Origin of the sequence: uncultured Fluviicola sp., from assembly GCF_902168135.1 — a bacterium.
In the GTDB taxonomy this organism is placed as follows: domain Bacteria; phylum Bacteroidota; class Bacteroidia; order Flavobacteriales_D; family Crocinitomicaceae; genus Fluviicola.
Genome location: NZ_CABHOL010000018.1, coordinates 21,530 through 40,455 on the forward strand (window position 1 = coordinate 21,530; position 18,926 = coordinate 40,455).

Consider the following 18,926-nt stretch of genomic DNA (forward strand, 5'->3'; position numbering starts at 1 on the left):
GCAAACAACTAAATAAACACGAATGGATAGGAATACAGTTATTGGTCTTACGCTTATCGGTGCCTTGTTGGTAGTGTTCACATACATGAGCCAGCCAAGTGAAAAAGAGGTAAAAGCTAAGCAAAAAGAGCAACGTGAATTGGCAGAACAAGCAAAGAAAGATGCTGATTCTACAAAAAAAGCTGAAAAGAACAAACCGGTTCTTGTAGCTAAAAAAGACAAGGATGGAAATCAAATCAAGGACGAAAAAGGCGGTTTGGTTTATTACAACGAAAAAACAAAGAGAGATACAACGATCGCTGCAAAAGTGAAAGTTCCTTCTAATGTTTTGGCAAAAGGAGAAATCGTACGCCTGGAATCTGAAAAACTGATCGTTGATCTTTCAACGAAAGGCGGGATTGTTTCTGCTGTTCAGTTGAAAGAATATGAGTCTTATGTAGATTTCGCCAAAAAAGACAATAAAATTACTCCGCTTTATTTGTTCAAAGACGGTGATCATAAAAACCAATTGATCTTTAACATTGCCGGGAATAAGTATGTTACCGGGAACAAAGAATTTGAGATCGTTTCAAAATCAAAGCACAAAGTAGTTTTCAAACACGATGTTGCGGATGGATCTATCATTTACACCTATAACCTGAAAGGTGGATATGATTTGGGTTATACCATCGAAATGAAAGATTTGAACGGAAAAGTACTGCCGAATTCGGTAATGCTTGACTGGCAGATGGAAATGCTTCGTTCTGAGCGTTTGCTTTCCGAGCAGCGTAAAGTTTCAACGATTTGCTACGAAGGAACAGACGGAAAACTGGATTGGAACAGTGAAGTGGCCGAGAGTTACAAAGTAGCTGAAAAAGATATGAAATGGGTTGCCTACAAGCAAAGCTACTTCTCCTCTATTCTGGATGCAGATAACGGTTTCAAGGTAAAAGGAACGAAATTTACGTCAACCAATTACAAAGAAGGATCTGATCAGTTCTTTACGCATATTCGCAAATACCGTTCACGATTGAACCTGGGAATGCAGTCTGTAAAAGACGGGAAAGCAAGTTTCTCCTGGTATTTCGGACCGAATGATTACCACACCTTGGCAGCTTACGATAAAGACTATGACGATATTTTAAATCTTGGATGGGGAATTTTCCGCTGGATCAACTTATATGCGGTTCAGCCTGTATTTACGTTTTTCCTGAATTTGGGAGTAAATGCCGGTCTTGCTATTTTATTATTGACCATCATCCTGAAATTGGTTTTGATGCCGGTTCAATGGAAAATGTTCGTTTCTTCTGCGAAAATGCGCATTTTGAAGCCTCAGATTGATGAAATCAATGCGAAATACCCGAATAAGGAAGATGCAATGAAAAAGCAAATGGATATGATGGCACTTTACCGCGCATCCGGTGCTTCTCCTCTTGCCGGTTGTGTTCCGATGTTGTTCCAGATGCCGATCTTATTGGCTGTGTTCCGATTCTTCCCGGCGACGTTTGATTTGAGACAGCGTGGATTCTTATGGGCTGAAGATTTGTCTTCATTCGATTCAATCTGGGATTTTGGAACTTATATTCCGTTATATGGTAACCACATTTCCCTGTTTACTTTATTGATGGCTGTAACAACTTTGGCTTATACGCATTTGAACTCGTCAAACATGACGCAGCAACAACAGCCGGGAATGCCGAACATGAAAATTATTATGTACATGTTCCCGATTATGATGATTTTCTTCTTCAATAATTACTCTTCAGGTTTGAGTTACTATTACTTTATCTCAACGTTGATGACAATTATCCTTATGTTCATTATTAAGCGTTTCTTCGTGGATGAAGAAAAACTGAAAGCAAAAATGGCAGAAGCACAAGTGAATTCAGCGAAAAAAGGAACAGCAGCTCCTAAGAAGAAATCCAGCTTTATGCAGCGTCTGGAAGATGCACAAAAGGCTCAGTTAGAGCAGGCAAAAAACAGGAAAAAGAAATAGAGTATATCTTTATAAAAAACGTAGGGGTGTCTCGGTTTAACCGAGACGCCCCTACGTTTTTTTATTCTTTATCGTCCCCTTCCGCCACCGTTTCCAGGTCGGACAACCGGTCTGTTCACAGGTGCCTGACGAGCTGGTTGTGTTTGCCATTGTGGCTGCGGATTCACTCTTTGCGGACTTCTTTCCACGGGTCTTGGCTGGCGCTCAATTCTTTGAGGTCTTTCTACCGGCCGTGGCTGTGGAGTTGTTGTCGGAGTTCTTCTTGCAGGTTCAACAGTTCGTGTATTTCCATTGTTGTTCTCACGAATTGTTCCCCGATTGTTTTCTCCTTCACGGATCGGTCTTGGCACTTCCCTTTTCGTAGTTTGACGTTGTGGATTTGCCGTCGCAGGACGCACAGGTTCTTTTTTTATTTCAGTTCCCGCTCTTCCCGTAGCAGGTTGTGTTTTTCCGGATTCAACACGTCCTTTGGAACCGTTTGCAGATTCATTGTTATACGAAGACCTTCCCCTATATGCCGCACGCTGCGATTCATAACGTTTGCGCACTGTATTACTATTCGAGTGATTGGACGCATAAATTGCACGTGCATGAGGAACATGATAATAAGGAGTGTACTGACACCAGCCATGGTAATAGTACATGCGCTGATAGTAAACATGATAATAAACCGGAGGCCACGGATTCCACCAAGACGGATAGTAGCCCCAGTAATACGGTGAATACCACGGGTCATAGAATGGGTCGTAAATGTACTGCACACAAGGCCAGTACCAAACATTGACGAATACTATTACCGGTGCTGAAAGTGTTGCAGGCCCGCTTGATTTTTTAATTTCTTTTTCATCAATCGGTTCCATGATTGTTTCTTCACCGTAGATAGATTCGTTCCCGATAATTTGAAGTTGAGCCTCTTTATCGGATTTTTTCTCAATTGCAATAGCAGCAATATCCTGGCTCTCCTTTTTATTTACCGGAATTTGAAGTAAAATGGCATGGCTGTTTCCTTCTTTTTTATCAATCACACGGATGTAATCAATCTTGTTATCTCCGTTTAGATCCAGGTTGTTCACATGATTTGATTCCGAATTCAGTTTTTTCTCGAAATCTTCCAGGTTTTTGGATTCTTTGAACAGGTTTAAAGCTCCCTGTAAATCAAAATTATCTCCTGGCATGCCGGTACTGTCACTTTCCTGAGCGAATGTGTTGAATGTTGGCCCGGCCAACATGATCAACCCCAAATAAACTAATCGTTTCATGACTTTGGTTTTCTTTAAGATACCAAAAACCGTACGAGGATTAGTTTTATCTGAGCTAAAAAAAGTTAACGTAATTTCCTAGTCCTGATTATTTTACAAGGTCACGTAGCTGAATGAACTCTTTGATCTTATCATTTTCAATGAGTACAGCAAGGTTGTACTGCGTTAATTTCCACTCCTTTCCTACTTTGACCAACACACCGCTTCCACGGCAGTCTTTCATCCAGGTGCTGATCTTCTCATCGAACCAGGCAACTTTACCGTCTTTGGAAATTTCAATATGGCGTTCAATCTTGCGGAAATCCCATGCTTTCCCTTTATCAAAATACGGTTTGCAGAATCCGCTGAACTGTTCTTTGTTCCAGCGTTCGGTTGGGTCTGTACCCAAGAAAATGAAATTCTCAGCCATAAAACCAAAATAATTGCTGTAGTCCGCTTCGGCTGCGGCTTTGTGCCAATTGTCAATCAGCTGATCGATCTTTTCTGTTTCTGCCGGTTTTGGCTGTGTGAATCCTGCAAGCAGGTATACCCCCATTAAAAGGACCGGAATAAATCTAATTGTTTTCATAAGCGATAAAAAAAGCCGTCCAAACAAAATGTTTAGACGGCATTAATACAAATTGGTAATCGAATGATTATTTAACTTTTGCCTGGCACATTTTCACAGCAGCAGAGATATCGATAACTCCGCCTGTTGAAGAAAGTGTTCCGAAATCTACAGAAGAACCTGTTCCCGGTGCAGGGATCATTGTTCCTTTGTATTGCTTAGCAGAAGCAAGCATGATGTCTTTAATTTCTTTCATGCTCAATGAAGGGAAATAAGATTTCAATAAAGCGGCAACACCTGAAACCATAGGAGCTGCCATCGAAGTTCCCTGAAGGATTTTGTAATCACTTTGCGGAACAGTGTTGTAAATTTCAAATCCCGGAGCAAAAATATTCACCTGACGTGAGCTGTAGTTTGAGAAATCAGCAGCCAGGTGCTTTTTGTCTCTTGTAGAGGCACCGACACAGATATACATATCCAATGGTTTTGACTGGAATGAATACTCGTTTGTAGGGAAATTCGGGTTCTCATCCAGGTTTACACCGTCGTTTCCTGCAGCATGGATCAATAAAACACCTTTGGAATCGGCATAAGCCAAAGCATCGTAAACTTCTTTCTGGTGTTTTGAATATGCTTTACCAAAAGACATGTTGATCACAGAAGCTCCATTGTCAACCGCGTAGCGAATTGCCAAAGCAACATCTTTATCCTGCTCGTCTCCATTCGGTACTGCACGCAATGACATCAAACGAACATTTTCAGCAACCCCGTCGCCACCTAATTCGTTGTGTCTCGTTGCACCGATAATACCACCTACGTGAGTACCGTGTGACGCTTCCGGTCCTTCAACATCGTTGTTTCCATAATGAACATCACTGAAATCATCCGGGTTGTCTCCAACAAATTGACGATCGTTGTATTCCATGTTCAATTGGTAATTTGCACTCCCATCAAAGTGATCAAGAGCATCTTTCAATGCTTCTTCATTCAATTGTCCGCTGGCAATGTATTTTCCAAGCTGCTTCAACTGCAGATCCTGCGGAGATTCCGGTTTCCATGCGTCTACATCTTTCTCTGTGTAGTTAGCTCCTAATTTCTCCACCAATTTCGCTTTCAGCATCGGGAACATTTCATTCAATTGGGTGTATTGTTCCAAAGCTCCCAGGTTCTCCTGGCGTTCTGCTTCAATTTCTTTTAGCAGCTTTTGGTATTTTGCATAATCTGCTTTATCCGCTTCAGCGATGCTTGATTCGGACTTGTCTTTGAACTTTAAATGCAGGTCGGCGCAAATACGTGTTTTTTCCAAACGCGCATAATTCTGGTTCTCTCCGTTCGGATTTCCCAGGAAGTTCCACCCGTGAACATCATCAATGTATCCGTTCTTATCATCGTCAATCCCGTTATTCGGAATTTCGTCTTCATTTGTCCAGATTTTTCCCTGTAAGTCTTTATGTTCAATATCTATTCCTGAATCGATGACTGCGACTATAACTGTAGTTGACTGTTTCTTTTTCAGGCTGGAATAAGCTTTTTCAGTATTCATTCCGGGTGTAGCTCCGTTATACCAGTTCTTGATTTCTTCTACTTTCTGGCCGTAAATAAAGTTCATTACACCAACAGAAAATAAGGCGATTGACAATGTGAGAATTCTTTTCTTCATGACTGTTAATTCTTTTTTTGACAGGAATACAATTCCTTTTGAACAAATATCTTAATTTGCAGAAAGATATTTCGAGTATTCTATATTAAAGGTTTAAAAATATGTTCATAGGAAAACTACTACGACAAGCGGTGAAAATAAATAAAATATTATTCATAGTTGGATTAATTCTCATTAATTCGGCACAAGGTTTTGCACAAACAGATAATTTCCGGTTTAAGAAATTAGTAGCGGAACAAGGCACAGTCCCGATGGCTTTTGCGGTTTCGAATACAGGAAACCTGGATGCCCTGCTGGCTGTAAAAGAAATTTCTGTGAAACAGGTAACAAAAGAATGGATTTATATCCAGGCAAATCCCAATTGGATTAAAGAAGCGATGGAATCCAAACTAATTAAATCATTCTACCTGGAATTTTCTGCCCCGAAACCTTTAAATGATACCAGCCTGGTAACCCATTATGTGAAACCGGTTCACCAGGGACTGGGAGGCTTGCAAACTCCTTTTAAGGGAAAAGATGTAATTGTTGCCTTTGTAGATCAGGGATTGGATTATAACCATCCTGACTTTATAGATGCAAACGGTAATACGCGCGTGCTTTATTATTGGGACCATACGCTTCCTGTTGCAGCAAATACACCACAACCTTATGGTTACGGTCAATTGTGGACAGCTGCTGAGATCCAGGCCGGAACCTGCGGAAGTATTGAAGAATCTTCTGCTCATGGAACATCTGTTGCAGGTGCCGGGGTTTCCGACGGATCGGCTACCGGAAGAGAAACAGGAATGGCACCTGAAGCAAAGATTATCGTTATCGAAACGAATTTTAATTTACCAAACTGGACATTGACTGTGGCAGACGCCTGCGATTTTGTATTCAAAAAAGCAGAAGAACTTGGACTTCCCGCTGTAGTTAATTTATCGGTAGGAAGTTATCTGGGAAGTCATGACGGAACGGATCCTGCGGCAGTGTTAATGGATAATTTACTGGATGAAAAAGAAGGTCGTATTATTGTCTGTGCAGCCGGAAACTCAGGCGCATGGGGGAAATATCACGTACATGGAGATGTAGACGCTGATACTTCCTTTGTTTGGGTAAAACCGAACCCGGGAAGCCAGCTGGGGCCGAATACGGTTTATTTGGACTTATGGACCGATCTTTCGGATGCCGGATGGAATTACGCGTGGGCAGCAAATCAGGGAAGCGGAAGTTTCCAGGAGCGTGCCCAGACAATCTATCGTGCGGCAAACACCGGAATTGGAACTGTAATCCGTGATACCTTATGGAACGGACCAAACCGGATCGCAACCATGGAAATATACCCGGAGATCGTGGGACCAAACCTGCATTTGGAATTTTACCTCAATAACGTAGACTCGACCAGCTATTTGTATGCGCTTAAAACAACCGGAACGGGAAATTACGATGCATGGAGCGGTTCCGTTTCGATTGCTTTAAATGATATGCTTACAACCGGACTGCCTTCTGCGGCCGTTTATCCGAATATTGTGAACTACAATATGGCGGACACGCTTCAGACCATTGTTTCATCCTGGAACTGTTCCCCGAAAGTAGTAACCGTTGGCAATATCCGTAACCGGTTCGGGCATTTGGATAAGAACGGGAATTACTACACCCCTGCCCCATCTTACACATCAGAAGTGGGAGAATTATCCATGAATTCATCGAAAGGACCAACCAGATCAGGTCATATCAAACCGGATATTTCTGCTTGCGGAGATGTTAGTTTGAGCGCCGGTCCGTTCTGGTTATTGAATGATCCGGGATGGAACGCTTCCATGTCGGATGACGGCATGCATGTGCGCAATGGCGGAACTTCCATGGCGTCACCTGTTGTAGCAGGAATCGCAGCACTTTACCTGGAAAAATGTTCCAAAGGAAATTACCAAAGCTTCCTGGATGTACTCCACTCTACGGCATTTACGGATGCTTTTACGGGAACTGTTCCGAATAACGCATACGGATACGGAAAAGTTCATGCTTTAAACTTACTGCTTCAATCAAACTTCACAACGACAATCACAGCAGATGCTTTATTCTGCCCGGGAGATTCGGCAGTTTCAACAGCTTCTGTTCCCGGATATTCCATTGAATGGATGAATGGAGATTCTACCTTGAATTCGGCTCTGACAGCAACCGGAGATGTTTATTTCATGGCCTATGATCAAAACGGCTGTGTTTCGTATTCGGATACACTTCCGGTAGTAGCCCTTTCAGCACCGCCTGCTCCGCTCATTTATGTGAACGGAACTTTGCTTTCGACGGATCCTTACCCGGATTTACAGTGGTATGAGAACGGAGCTGCTATTTCCGGTGCTAACGGAACAACTTACACCATCACACTTCCGACCTCTTCTAACTTTACAGTTTCACGCACAAGCACTGATGGATGTGAAGTTTTTTCACAACCTTACAATCCTTCGTTAGGAATTGAAGAATTGACAAACCAAATCCAGGTTTACCCAAATCCGACCTCTGGTAGTCTTACCATCGACTCATCGATACCTGTATCAGATATTCAAGTAGTTGATGTTCAGGGAAGAGTGGTGAAATCAATTGCGAATGGACCGCATGAAGTTTCCATTTCAGAATTGGAAAACGGAACATATTATTTAATTATTCACACGGATGTTCAATACTTTCAGGTGAAAATTGTGAAGAATTAAAAAGAAGCAGTATTTTTGGTCCAAATAATTAATCGAATGAATTTAACAGGTATCATTGCTATTTCAGGAAAACCAGGGCTTTATAAAGTATTAGCACAAGGTAAGAACAACATCATTGTAGAATCGTTGGAAGACAAAAAACGCGTTCCTGCGTATGCTTCAGACAGAATTTCCGCTTTGGATGACATTTCTATCTATACCTATGATGACGATAAACCGTTAAAAGAGATATTCATTTCGATTTTTGAAAAAGAAAAAGGAAAAGAAACGATTTCTCATAAAGAAGATCAAAACAAGTTGAAGGCTTATTTGATTGAGGTGTTGCCTAATTTTGACCAGGAACGTGTATATGCTTCTGATATCAAGAAAATTTTCCAGTGGTATAATTTGCTGTTGAAAGCCGGTGCATTGGTTCCTGAAGAGAAAGAGGAAAAAGAGGCTGCTCCTGCAAAAGAGAAAAAAGCACCGAAAACAGCAGCTAAGAAAGAAGATGCTGAAGCAACGGAAGAAAAAGCACCTGCTAAAAAAGCTCCTGCGAAGAAAGCTGCAGCTCCAAAGGCGGCAACAGCTAAGACTCCTGCAGCAAAGGCTCCGGCAAAAGCATCTGCTAAGGCTACAAGCGCTAAAAAAGTGGCTGCACCTAAGACTGGTTCTTCCAGAGGAAAATAGGAATCCAAAATATTTCATAAAAAGTAGGGGTGGAAAATTTTCCACCCCTACTTTTTTTATTTTTGTGCTATGAGAAATTTTGTTTCAGCCGACTTCAATTGTGAAAGTTGGAAATCCGTGGAAAGCTATCTTTTAGACCTTCAAAACAGGGATATTTCTTCCAAAGAATCATTTAAGCAGTGGCTTGCCGATAAAAGTGAGCTGGAAGCCGTATTGGAGGAAAATATGGCCTGGCGCTATATTAAAATGACCATCAATACGCTGGATGAAAAACTGACTGAGTCGTACCGGTTTTTTGTAACGGAGATCCAGCCGAACCTCGCTCCTTTCGAAGATTCTTTGAACCGAAAAATGATGGCTTCTCCTTTTACGGAAGAATTAGCGTCGGATAAAGCATATGCGATCTATTTCAGAGGTGTTCGGTCCGCATTGGAATTATTTCGCGAAGAGAATATTGCTATCGAAACCGAATTGAATACTCTGAGCCAGCAATTCGGCGCAATTTCCGGCAAACAGATGATTACCTATAAAGGGAAGGAATTGACTATGCCCCAAGCGGCCAATTTTCTGAAAGACCCGGACGAGGCTGTGCGCAAAGAAGTATATGAACTTATTACCGAACGCCGACTTCAGGATCGCGACGCGCTGGACGATTTGTTCAATTTGCTGATCAAGCTCAGAAACCAGGTAGCTAAGAATGCAGATTGTGCTGATTACCGCGAGTACAAATTCAAATCGCTGGGACGTTTTGATTATACCGTAGAAGATTGTTTGGCTTTTCACGACGCTATCGAGAAGATGATTGTTCCGATAGTGAAACAATTGAACCTAAGAAAATTAGAGAAACTAGGAAAAGCCAAATTAAAACCATGGGACACGGAAGTTGACCCGGATGGACTAGCTCCGCTGAAACCTTTTCAGAACGGCGAAGAATTATTGGATAAATCCATTGCGGTTTTCCAAAAGCTGGACACTTATTTCGGAGACTGCCTGAAAACCATGAAAAGTGGTGGATTCCTCGACTTAGACTCAAAAGCAGGGAAAGCACCCGGCGGATACAATTACCCGCTTTATGAATCCGGTATCCCATTTATTTTTATGAATGCTGCCGGAGCACAACGCGATTTAACGACCATGGTTCATGAAGGTGGTCATGCGGTTCATTCATTTTTGAGCCGTGACCTGGAATTGACCGGATTTAAATCCCTTCCTTCGGAAGTAGCAGAATTGGCTTCCATGTCAATGGAATTATTGACCATGGAATTGTGGGATGAATTCTACACGAATGAAAACGATTTAAAACGTGCCAAGCTTGAACAGCTGGAATCTGTTGTGAAGGTATTACCGTGGATCGCACAAATTGATGCTTTCCAACATTGGATTTATACACATCCGAATCACACAACTCCTGAAAGAACAGAAGAATGGCTGCGTTTGAGTAAACGTTTCGGAACCGGGCTGGTTGATTTTGACGGATACGAAGCTGTTTTGGAAAGTTCCTGGCAGAAGCAGCTGCATTTGTTTGAAGTTCCTTTTTATTATATCGAATATGGAATTGCGCAATTAGGTGCTTTGGGTGTTTGGAACAACTTCAAAAAGAATCCGGCAAAAGCTTTGGCTGATTATAAAAACGCACTTTCGTTGGGGTATACAAAATCGATCCCGGAAATCTATGAAACTGCCGGATTGAAATTTGATTTTTCACAGGCGGCTCTGGAAGACATCAGTAAAAACCTGATGGATTCAATTAACGCATTGAATTAAATCAAACGTAGGCAAGTGATTAATCGCTTGCCTACGTTTTTACAAATCTGTTTGCAAAACGGTTCAATACCTGTTTAAACCAACTTCCAAGAGGCTTTTCTATCCCGTATGTTATTGCTGCTGCAATTAGAATGCACATAGGCAGCGCAATCAAAAATGCCGCGATATAATAATTGATTCCCCATTTCATCAGGTTGGGAATGAGAAAGTAGATCGAAAAATACTGGTGGATCAGGTACAAAGCGAAGGATACTTTTCCAAGAAACAGTGTTCCCTTGGTTACAATAAAGTGCAATTTTCCAAACACAAAAAGAAAGAACAATACATAATAAACGGCTAATACAGCCTTGTATTCCCCTTGTGAAATGTAGTAGTTTGCCCTCCCCGTTTTGGTGAATAATAATACCTGCAGGAGGTAACACCCGATAATCAAAAGAATATTCAGCAGTTTGTTTTCTTGTTTTGTAAATATCCGGTAGAACAAAATTCCGGAAACAAACAAAGGCAGCGATTGTGCTAAGGGAAAGTTCTTGAAATAAGCCATCGAAAACGGTTGGAACCAATGGAATTCAGTAAGTATCGTTCCTAGTAAAACCAAAGGAATTAAAATAGCTGCAGCACTTTTCAGGGATTTGGTCAGGAACAAATAGAGCATCACCAGGTAAAAAAGCATTTCAATGATCATGGTCCAATAAGGTCCGTCCAGGTCGTTGACACCGAAATAGTACTGGAACATCGTTAAGTTGTAAAGGAAGTCGTGAATTGGCAATGGAGTTTGCGGATCCGCTCCGAAACAGTATTTATTGAGACAGATAATGCCGAAAGTGAAAATAACAGCTGTCCAGTAAGTCGGATAAAGTCTGCTGAAGCGGTTAATAACGAATTGGTAGCCGAATTGGATACGGTCAAGGCTCATGGTAATTACAAATCCGCTGATAATAAAAAACAGATCTACACCGGTTACGCCGAACTTGGTAAACTTTAGCAGGTCCGGACTGAGCAGGGAAAAATGGAACACAAGCACAACAAGAGCTGCGATTCCTCTCAGTGCGTCAAGTTCCTGTATACGGCTGATCGAATGATCTTCTTTTCCGGAAGAACCTGTACCCATAAAAAGCAAAATTTAGATTACGCCCCGATTACCCTTCTTAAATCACTGATCTGTGATTCCCAAAGCCGTACAATTTCATCTTTTTCGGTGCGTTCGGCAAAATCAGAAACGGTTAAAATCACCACTTTGGTCATGGGATCAATGGTGTATTTCATTTCGAAGAATGTTTCCAATTCATCCTCTTCATCGTTCAGCCACTGCCATTTAATGTATTCTCCCGCTTTTTTGGAGATTAATCGCGCTTGTTCTTCACTTCCATCCCAATGAAAGGTATACATATCGTCTTTTACAATAACATCATCGGCAAACCATTCACTTAATCCGTCAGGTGTTGACAGTAATTTATCCAACACCCGTGGTGAGGTTTTTAATACATATTCCAATTCGAATTGTTCCTTTTTTGTCATAGTAGTTTAATAATGTTAACTTCGCGCCGAAAAATCATTTTCGAAATATACACATTTCTTTCATGGCGTTAGTACATTCATTTGAAAAAAACGGAAACAAACTCTTCAAATACAGAGGACAAATTCCTGTTATTTTATTCGTTTTAGCGATTCCCGTTATTTATTTTACAGACGTTCAATGCATTATGGACGATTCTCGCTGGTATTACATTTGTACAGGAGCAGCAATTGCTATGTCGGTCTTAGGACAGGTAATCCGCGCTATTGCTATCGGAACGAGTAATAAGAATACTTCCGGAAGAAATACCCAGGAACAAGTTGCGGAAGCTTTGAATACGAAAGGAATTTACTCCACCGTTCGCCACCCGCTTTATTTGGGGAATTATTTCATGTGGATCGGTATTGTTTGTTTTACTTTCAATATTTACTTCATTATCATCGTAAGCTTGTTATTCTGGATCTATTACGAGCGTATTATGTTTGCGGAAGAGCGTTTCCTGGAGCGTAAATTCGGTGAAAGCTATGTAAACTGGTCGAATTCTGTTCCTGCATTCTGGCCAAGTATGAAGAATTACATCAAAGGAGATATTCCTTTCTCCATGAAAACAATTTTGCGCCGTGAATATTCAGGGATCTCTGCAACTGTTTTAGGCTTCGTTTTTGTAGCCGGAATCCGCGAATATTTTACCATCTGGACCATTAAATGTCCATTGTGTTATGTTTATTGGATTGCAGGTGCATTGCTGTTTAGCTTGATTTTCAAGTTACTAAAGCACAAGACAAAAGTTTTATTCGAAGAAGACCGCTCATAGGCTTGCACAGAAGAAAAAAGTAACTATATTTGCACCGCCTTTCAGGGAAAAAGAAAGGATTATGGCGAGATAGCTCAGTTGGTTAGAGCGCAGGATTCATAACCCTGAGGTCCCGAGTTCAACTCTCGGTCTCGCTACAAAGAGGAAGTTTTCACTTCCTCTTTTTTTATTTCGAAAAGTTTGGTTAAAACACAGGATTCATATCCGTCGGCTGACGGACCCGAGTTCATCCCGATAGTTGTCGGGACCCGGTCTCGCTAGCAAAAAGCTCAGTGAAAACTGGGCTTTTTTTTTGTTTTATAAAAGATTTTTGAAAAATGTGGGCATGAACAGATCAATCCCTCACCACCAAATTATACTTCGCAAGTAATCCGATCAATCCACTGGAAGAAAATACCGCTTTCTTCAACCTGTTTCGCTCCGGATTGATATCGAAATTGATTGCTGAGCTGAAATCAGCTTTGTCCAGGATACTCCGGTCGAAAATACTTCTTGTTAAATCACAGTTGACAAATTTTGCCTGGCTCAGATCAACTTCCGAGAAATCTACTTCTTTGATGATGCTGTTTGTAAAGACGGTGCTTTTCATTTTCTTGGAATGAAAGGTTGCGTAGTCCAACGTACAGTCCGTAAACTTAACGGAGAACAAGAAGTCATTGCAGGCACTGAAGTCCACTCCTACTACCTTACAGTCTTTGAAATGAACATCCTTCAATCCGGCGTATTTCAAAACGGTTAACGAAAAATTACAGCTTTCAAATTCACAGTCTACAAAATCGATGCTGCTAAAATTACTTTTGGTGAAATCGCAATCTACAAATACACAGTTGCTGAATTCATTATTTACAAGTTGTTTGTTTGCGTAGTTGACTTTGTTGAATGTTTTTCCTTCGTGAAGTTTCATTTTATAGGATATTAGGACTGAAAGACACCGGGATTTCTTTCACGCTTCAAATTTAAGCAAGTAAATGATGTTGATACTAACAAAACGGCATAATTAATGATCCGGAATTCGTCATTGGTAATTAAGGATGTTTCTTCGTGGAAACCAGTTTCATAAGGTATATCGATATCTTTTTGAAACTATTCCATTGTACATTTGCTTTAAAATACAGAAACGATGAATTTAATAGACACACTAAACTGGCGTTACGCCGTAAAGCGAATGACTTCTGAGAAAGTATCGGATGAAAAAGTAACTGAAATTTTAGAAGCAATCAACTTAACAGCAACTTCCGCAGGAATGCAGCCTTTCAGAGTATTGGTTGTTTCCAATCCGGAGATCAAAGAGAAATTACAGGCAGCTTCATTCAATCCACAAGTAAAAGAATCTTCCCATTTATTGGTCTTTGCTTCTTATACGCATGTTTCCCAGACTCATGTAGATGAATATATCGAACTGGTTGCAAAAACACGCAATATCCCGGTAGAAAGCTTGAATGATTTTAAAGCGAAGTTGTCAACATTTGCCAGTATGCCGGAGGAGTTTGTGAAGACATGGGCTTCAAAACAAGCATACATTGCATTGGGTACTGCAATTGTTGCCGCTGCAAACCTGAAAGTGGACAGTACACCGATGGAAGGATTCGACAATGCTGCTTTCGATGAGATATTAGGCTTAAAAGAAAAAGGGCTTCAATCTGCGGTTATCCTTGCTTTGGGATACAGAGATGAAGAAGCGGATTACCTTGCAAAAGCAAAGAAAGTACGTATTTCTCTAGAAGAATTGACTATTACTTTGAACTAACCAATAACCAACTCGATGAGAAAGAGTTCGTTGCGGCACGGCGAACTCTTTTTTGCTTTTCTTCAAATGTAATTCCGCATCCCAATGGCTATCAGGGTTACGCCGGACTACTGGTGCTGCTTAATGATTTGTGCCAACTGCCCGGCCTGCACTACTCCCGACTGCCTCCAGACAGGTTTTCCGTTTTTAAACAAGATCAGTGTCGGAACGCTTCTCACCTGGTATTTTTCGGCTGCGTGGGGATTTTTATCTACATCCACTTTCAGAACAGAAGCGGAATTGCCCACTTTGGATTTCAAATCGTCTAAAATAGGCGCCATGGTTTTGCAGGGTCCGCACCAGGTTGCAAAAAAGTCAACCAAAACGGGCTTGTCGGAGTTTATAATTTCGGAAAATGATGCCATAATTCTAATTTTTATTGTGAGGAAGAAAGAATCTGAAAACTCGATCTCTCAGCGTTTTATTTGATTTAAAGGTACAAATGATTCAAAAGACTTTTGTTTGGAAGATGATAAATGATGTTAATCGTTTGAACGGGCTCCAGTATAGGGAAAACCGACCTGTCGAAATTGTTGCCTGCAAGATTCGCTTTAAAATCCCCCTCTCTGACAAATTTTAGCTTATTTGAGCAACTTTTGCTGAAGACTGTGCCATCCCCCGCCATTATGTACGTTCTTAAACCCGCAGGATAGCAATATCCGTTTTGCTGATTCACTTCGCACACCTGACGCACAGCATACTATAATAGGACTGTCTTTTTTGATCTTCGCCAAATTCTGAGTAATAAGTGAAAGTGGAATATTGACAGCATCGTGTATATGTCCGGTACTGAATTCTGTGGAGGTCCTTACATCAATAATCTGTGCATTCTTCCGTACCAACTCTGAAAAATTTGTTTGGGGAGAAATGCCGAAAAGTTGTTTAAGAAGACGTATCATGCATTATTTCTTTAATGATTTGCATTCACTTGAAGGCAGGGAATTAAGCTGGCAGACTTTATCGCTTTTCTTTTTTCTTCGTTGATAAGCCTACCAATGCATAAAGCGGGCAAAACCCAATTAAACCTGTAATAGTGAAAATAACCGCTACAACAAGAGTTATAATTGCAAGTGTTCCTGTAAAATAGCCCGAAACATACAGAAGGGCAATTGCTATGGAAATTACTATTCTTGCAATTCGGTCAATTAAGTGCATATTCGCCTTCATAGTCCTTTTTTTTTTCACAAAATTGAGACTATAAAAGCTCTTGTACAGTAACTTAGGTTACATAAGGGTTAAATAAATCGATTTGACTGTGGCGTAAATAACTTTTCTTTTCTGCTGAGCCGTTTTTGCTTTCTCATTTCACAGGTTGATCTGATGTAATTCTAAATGGCTCCATTCGAAAAGCAATACCACTTGAATGTGCCAGTATCAGCAAGCGTTTTCCGATGATAAAATTCATCTGTGCTTGTTTGACAAGGATTTCCAGAAGGGTTTCTTCACATTACTTTCCAATTCACCTGCGTTCTGATAAAAGCGGATAAAGCCATTTCTTACGACCTGGTAATTGATCTGTTTGTAGAGTTCAGGTGATTCTTTGAATGCACTCATACCTGATTGAATGGTTGGAACACAATTTACAAAAAAGTCCTCAAAAATCCTGAGATGAATGAACTTGTCTGCTGTGTGCAAAAATCACCCGATTAGTCCTGGGATCAAGACATTCCCATGTTTCCGTTCCCTTTCCATTGCGCATACCCTCAATGATCAAAACATTCTTTAATTTCTTTTTTGAGTCGGAAGGAAGGATCAACATGTGACCGTCTGCCGCACATTCCATTAACTGACCCCAAAGAACGTCTTGTTGTTCTGATTTGAAATCGGAAAATGGATTTTCCAGGCTGATCGAATCTTCCTTTTGAGCATACTCGTCAAAAAGACCAACTAAAAGCTCATTCTGGATGCTAAGAAAATCCGGTTTACTGACATAAACAGAATAATTCGGGCTGTAAAAATGCACAAAGCTCTGTTCATGCCATTCGAGCTTAACAGTGGTTTCTTTTGGTGACTGACTGAATAGTGAAAATGATGCAAACATCATGAAGACTAAAAAAAGGATAGCGTACTTTTTCATAATTTTCAGGAATTAAATTGTCTTAAATGATGATCGGTGTGTTTGTAGGCCAATAATCCAACTTCCTCCTTGCTCATTTTACCGAAAAAATCGTGTATGAATGTCGGATTGGAATAGCTTTCATAAGCTTTTATGTGCTGGATCCACTCATTTTTCTTTTGAGTGATATCTCCACTTGTTTCTTTTATTTTGAATTGTTCGGATGTCGGGACACCTTTGTCAATCGGTTTATCATCACGAATCATGCGTTTCAATCCCATTTTGCCGAAGATCTTTCCAAGAAAGGCTTGCTTGTATACCGGATTTCCTTTGCCCTGCATCCATTCTTCCCAGGTGGTACAATGCACCAGCATTTGATAAAGGTTCATTTTACCCCATTGTGCCTTAGCACTTTCATCCAGATTGTGAATACGGTTGATCAACTCATCACGAGTTGACTCATCAAATATAGTCTTCATAAGCAATTATGAATTTACCGATTAAATTGAAGGAAAACAAACAAACACCTGAATATTAATGCCTGCTTAATAATTTTCATGCAACAATTTATGGCTTAATTTTTGTTAATATTCAAACCAATTGTTATATAACTTTATTTATCAACACTCAAATTAATCACCATGAAAAAACATTTTACACTTCTATCGCTTCTCTTTGCTTTTTCACAGGTAAATGCACAATGCAATTATCGAATGAATATGGATTACAACAGTACTTCGGCGCTCATCAATGTAAACGGATTTTTCTTCCGGGACATGGCCAATGGTTTAGGGACCTACACTCCTATTAAACAATCCGGTTTAACTACTATTTTTCAGTCCTCTTTTTCTATTTCGGGAAAGGATATCAATGATCAGGATCACATGTCAATTATTACCTACGATGGTTCTGATTTTACGTGCGGCCCCATAGCTGCAAATTATTCCGATCAAAACTACACAACCAATCTGAGCAACCGGATTTGGTCTGTTTATAGGGTTGAGATTGATCAACATATTCAAAATTGGAATACACCTTCTTATATTGTCCCACCATCTATTCAGCAATGGCCGGGAAACGGAGATGTTTCAAACGGAATGTCTTCAAAATTGGCTCCATATACAGACGCTAACGGAAACGGAATGTACGACCCGGAAAACGGCGATTTTCCGGATATCCTTGGAGATCAGGCAATGTACCTGGTTATGAATGATCAGAACAACAATGAGTTTCCCTCAACTTCACCTATGAATGTTGAACTTCATTATATGTTCTATCAATTTGCCACGGCCGATCCTCTAAATAGAGTCACTTTTGCGAATGTAAAAGTTTACAACAAAAGCCAGGAAACATACAACGATGTAAAGTTCAATGCGTTTAATGACTTTGATTTGGGGAATTATAACGATGATTATTGTGGTGTGGATGTGCCAAGAAACCTGGTGTATGTTTACAACGGCGATAATAATGATGAAGCAAATGCAGGACGTCCGGGGTTTGGAGCCAATCCACCTGCAATGGGAATGATTTCCTTGAATCACCCGCTGATCTCTTCTGTTTTCCCGGGAAATGTAATTATGCCCAATCCGAATGCTGAGTTCCTGAATGTAATTAACGGAAAGAATCCAAACGGAACTGCAGTGATGAATGGCGGAAATCCAACTGTTTTTCAGTATTCTGACACATCGAATACCGGTTACAACGAAGCTTCTTTGGGGAATCCTCCAGGTGACAGAAGAATTTTTTCCAGTGTTTCTTTAGGTACATTAAGCCCAAATTCAGTGAAATGTATGGATTTTGCATGGGTATTTGCTCGTAAGACAACCGGAACATCTTTATTTAAAAGTGTCGACAGCTTAATGAAAGTCACAGATTTCGTGCAGAATTTTTACAATAACACAAATTATTGCACGGATGGAACGCTTCAAACGGAAACTCTCCAGGCCGGTAAGTTTGAGATTTATCCCAATCCTTCAAACGGAGAAATAACGTGTACAGCTGATCAAAATTTAGAAGGAATTGAAGTTTGGAATATGGAGGGGAAATTGATCCGGACGGTTCAGGTTGATGGGAAGCAAACGAACCTGGACTTAAGTCAACTGACGGCAGGAGTTTATTTGATCAAACTTTCAACAGCGGATGAGACCAAAATAATGCCTTTTTACAAGCAATAACATTTTTTAACCCGACTTT

The 18,926-nt window shown here is 40.6% G+C and carries 19 protein-coding genes and 1 tRNA gene; 8 read left to right on the forward strand and 12 right to left on the reverse strand.

All coding sequences use genetic code 11. The annotated features are described in order from the left end of the window. Positions 1–22 precede the first annotated feature (22 nt). On the forward strand, positions 23–1,975 hold the full coding sequence (gene yidC, locus QZT69_RS06715; RefSeq protein WP_294672084.1) for a membrane protein insertase YidC: 1,953 nt from the start codon (positions 23–25) through the stop codon (positions 1,973–1,975). 68 nt (positions 1,976–2,043) lie between these two features. On the opposite strand, the gene QZT69_RS06720 is transcribed toward yidC, so the two are convergent. From QZT69_RS06720 to QZT69_RS06730, 3 genes are all read right to left on the reverse strand, one after another. Continuing rightward, positions 2,044–3,234 (reverse strand): hypothetical protein, encoded by a 1,191-nt coding sequence (locus QZT69_RS06720; RefSeq protein WP_294672087.1) that lies wholly within the window; start codon positions 3,232–3,234, stop codon positions 2,044–2,046. An 88-nt stretch (positions 3,235–3,322) separates the two neighbouring features. Beyond that, on the reverse strand, positions 3,323–3,802 hold the full coding sequence (locus QZT69_RS06725) for a nuclear transport factor 2 family protein (protein WP_294672090.1): 480 nt from the start codon (positions 3,800–3,802) through the stop codon (positions 3,323–3,325). 67 nt (positions 3,803–3,869) lie between these two features. Then, a complete protein-coding gene (locus tag QZT69_RS06730) occupies positions 3,870–5,441 on the reverse strand; it encodes a S8 family peptidase (RefSeq protein ID WP_294672093.1) in 1,572 nt (523 codons plus the stop codon). 101 nt (positions 5,442–5,542) lie between these two features. Here QZT69_RS06730 and QZT69_RS06735 point away from each other — a divergent pair, with 101 nt between their 5' ends. From QZT69_RS06735 to QZT69_RS06745, 3 genes are all read left to right on the forward strand, one after another. Further along, positions 5,543–8,128, forward strand: coding sequence for a S8 family peptidase (locus QZT69_RS06735; protein WP_294672096.1), 2,586 nt, complete (start codon positions 5,543–5,545; stop codon positions 8,126–8,128). A gap of 36 nt (positions 8,129–8,164) precedes the next feature. Further along, on the forward strand, positions 8,165–8,797 hold the full coding sequence (locus tag QZT69_RS06740) for a DUF5606 domain-containing protein (protein WP_294672099.1): 633 nt from the start codon (positions 8,165–8,167) through the stop codon (positions 8,795–8,797). Between the two features lie 69 nt (positions 8,798–8,866). After that, positions 8,867–10,561, forward strand: coding sequence for a M3 family oligoendopeptidase (locus QZT69_RS06745; protein ID WP_294672102.1), 1,695 nt, complete (start codon positions 8,867–8,869; stop codon positions 10,559–10,561). A gap of 31 nt (positions 10,562–10,592) precedes the next feature. On the opposite strand, the gene QZT69_RS06750 is transcribed toward QZT69_RS06745, so the two are convergent. Both QZT69_RS06750 and QZT69_RS06755 read right to left on the reverse strand, forming a co-directional pair. Then, positions 10,593–11,672: an acyltransferase gene (locus QZT69_RS06750; protein ID WP_294672105.1), complete on the reverse strand. Its 1,080-nt coding sequence runs from the start codon at positions 11,670–11,672 to the stop codon at positions 10,593–10,595. A 17-nt stretch (positions 11,673–11,689) separates the two neighbouring features. Beyond that, positions 11,690–12,079, reverse strand: coding sequence for an START-like domain-containing protein (locus tag QZT69_RS06755; protein ID WP_294672108.1), 390 nt, complete (start codon positions 12,077–12,079; stop codon positions 11,690–11,692). Between the two features lie 62 nt (positions 12,080–12,141). Between QZT69_RS06755 and QZT69_RS06760 the strand changes: the two genes are divergently transcribed. Both QZT69_RS06760 and QZT69_RS06765 read left to right on the forward strand, forming a co-directional pair. Then, the gene (locus tag QZT69_RS06760; RefSeq protein WP_294672111.1) at positions 12,142–12,891 is read left to right on the forward strand and encodes an isoprenylcysteine carboxylmethyltransferase family protein; all 750 of its coding nucleotides are present in this window, start codon (positions 12,142–12,144) and stop codon (positions 12,889–12,891) included. A gap of 63 nt (positions 12,892–12,954) precedes the next feature. Beyond that, positions 12,955–13,028, forward strand: a tRNA-Met gene (locus tag QZT69_RS06765). Between the two features lie 197 nt (positions 13,029–13,225). Here QZT69_RS06765 and QZT69_RS06770 read toward each other — a convergent pair. Continuing rightward, positions 13,226–13,795, reverse strand: a complete 570-nt coding sequence (locus QZT69_RS06770) for a pentapeptide repeat-containing protein (protein ID WP_294672113.1) — start codon at positions 13,793–13,795, stop codon at positions 13,226–13,228. A 216-nt stretch (positions 13,796–14,011) separates the two neighbouring features. Between QZT69_RS06770 and QZT69_RS06775 the strand changes: the two genes are divergently transcribed. Continuing rightward, positions 14,012–14,638 carry an NAD(P)H-dependent oxidoreductase gene (locus QZT69_RS06775; RefSeq protein WP_294672116.1) on the forward strand — a complete coding sequence of 209 codons (627 nt, stop codon included), beginning with the start codon at positions 14,012–14,014 and terminating at the stop codon, positions 14,636–14,638. 107 nt (positions 14,639–14,745) lie between these two features. On the opposite strand, the gene trxA is transcribed toward QZT69_RS06775, so the two are convergent. The 6 genes from trxA to QZT69_RS06805 form a co-directional block, all read right to left on the reverse strand. Then, complete coding sequence (gene trxA / locus QZT69_RS06780) at positions 14,746–15,042, reverse strand: thioredoxin (RefSeq protein WP_294672119.1); 297 nt, start codon at positions 15,040–15,042, stop codon at positions 14,746–14,748. A 216-nt stretch (positions 15,043–15,258) separates the two neighbouring features. Continuing rightward, positions 15,259–15,576 (reverse strand): rhodanese-like domain-containing protein, encoded by a 318-nt coding sequence (locus tag QZT69_RS06785; RefSeq protein WP_294672124.1) that lies wholly within the window; start codon positions 15,574–15,576, stop codon positions 15,259–15,261. Between the two features lie 58 nt (positions 15,577–15,634). Continuing rightward, entirely contained in the window at positions 15,635–15,844 is a 210-nt protein-coding gene (locus QZT69_RS06790; RefSeq protein WP_294672127.1) for a DUF2892 domain-containing protein, read from the reverse strand. Positions 15,845–16,078: 234 nt separating this feature from the next. After that, positions 16,079–16,231, reverse strand: coding sequence for a hypothetical protein (locus QZT69_RS06795; RefSeq protein ID WP_294672130.1), 153 nt, complete (start codon positions 16,229–16,231; stop codon positions 16,079–16,081). A 40-nt stretch (positions 16,232–16,271) separates the two neighbouring features. Continuing rightward, positions 16,272–16,754: a hypothetical protein gene (locus tag QZT69_RS06800; protein ID WP_294672132.1), complete on the reverse strand. Its 483-nt coding sequence runs from the start codon at positions 16,752–16,754 to the stop codon at positions 16,272–16,274. Between the two features lie 5 nt (positions 16,755–16,759). Beyond that, positions 16,760–17,212: a DUF1569 domain-containing protein gene (locus QZT69_RS06805; RefSeq protein ID WP_294672134.1), complete on the reverse strand. Its 453-nt coding sequence runs from the start codon at positions 17,210–17,212 to the stop codon at positions 16,760–16,762. Positions 17,213–17,374: 162 nt separating this feature from the next. On the opposite strand from QZT69_RS06805, the gene QZT69_RS06810 reads away from it, so the two are divergent. Next, positions 17,375–18,907 (forward strand): T9SS type A sorting domain-containing protein, encoded by a 1,533-nt coding sequence (locus QZT69_RS06810; protein WP_294672137.1) that lies wholly within the window; start codon positions 17,375–17,377, stop codon positions 18,905–18,907. Positions 18,908–18,926: the final 19 nt, after the last annotated feature.

Coding starts and splice junctions, on each gene's coding strand:
- QZT69_RS06755 (WP_294672108.1), bottom strand. CDS start 12,079: ATGACAAAAAAGGAACAATTCGAATTGGAATATGTATTAAAAACCTCA.
- QZT69_RS06730 (WP_294672093.1), bottom strand. CDS start 5,441: ATGAAGAAAAGAATTCTCACATTGTCAATCGCCTTATTTTCTGTTGGT.
- QZT69_RS06750 (WP_294672105.1), bottom strand. CDS start 11,672: ATGGGTACAGGTTCTTCCGGAAAAGAAGATCATTCGATCAGCCGTATA.
- QZT69_RS06770 (WP_294672113.1), bottom strand. CDS start 13,795: ATGAAACTTCACGAAGGAAAAACATTCAACAAAGTCAACTACGCAAAC.
- QZT69_RS06790 (WP_294672127.1), bottom strand. CDS start 15,844: ATGAAGGCGAATATGCACTTAATTGACCGAATTGCAAGAATAGTAATT.
- QZT69_RS06800 (WP_294672132.1), bottom strand. CDS start 16,754: ATGAAAAAGTACGCTATCCTTTTTTTAGTCTTCATGATGTTTGCATCA.
- QZT69_RS06720 (WP_294672087.1), bottom strand. CDS start 3,234: ATGAAACGATTAGTTTATTTGGGGTTGATCATGTTGGCCGGGCCAACA.
- trxA (WP_294672119.1), bottom strand. CDS start 15,042: ATGGCATCATTTTCCGAAATTATAAACTCCGACAAGCCCGTTTTGGTT.
- QZT69_RS06745 (WP_294672102.1), top strand. CDS start 8,867: ATGAGAAATTTTGTTTCAGCCGACTTCAATTGTGAAAGTTGGAAATCC.
- QZT69_RS06740 (WP_294672099.1), top strand. CDS start 8,165: ATGAATTTAACAGGTATCATTGCTATTTCAGGAAAACCAGGGCTTTAT.
- QZT69_RS06810 (WP_294672137.1), top strand. CDS start 17,375: ATGAAAAAACATTTTACACTTCTATCGCTTCTCTTTGCTTTTTCACAG.
- QZT69_RS06805 (WP_294672134.1), bottom strand. CDS start 17,212: ATGAAGACTATATTTGATGAGTCAACTCGTGATGAGTTGATCAACCGT.
- QZT69_RS06785 (WP_294672124.1), bottom strand. CDS start 15,576: ATGATACGTCTTCTTAAACAACTTTTCGGCATTTCTCCCCAAACAAAT.
- QZT69_RS06775 (WP_294672116.1), top strand. CDS start 14,012: ATGAATTTAATAGACACACTAAACTGGCGTTACGCCGTAAAGCGAATG.
- QZT69_RS06760 (WP_294672111.1), top strand. CDS start 12,142: ATGGCGTTAGTACATTCATTTGAAAAAAACGGAAACAAACTCTTCAAA.
- yidC (WP_294672084.1), top strand. CDS start 23: ATGGATAGGAATACAGTTATTGGTCTTACGCTTATCGGTGCCTTGTTG.
- QZT69_RS06735 (WP_294672096.1), top strand. CDS start 5,543: ATGTTCATAGGAAAACTACTACGACAAGCGGTGAAAATAAATAAAATA.
- QZT69_RS06725 (WP_294672090.1), bottom strand. CDS start 3,802: ATGAAAACAATTAGATTTATTCCGGTCCTTTTAATGGGGGTATACCTG.
- QZT69_RS06795 (WP_294672130.1), bottom strand. CDS start 16,231: ATGAGTGCATTCAAAGAATCACCTGAACTCTACAAACAGATCAATTAC.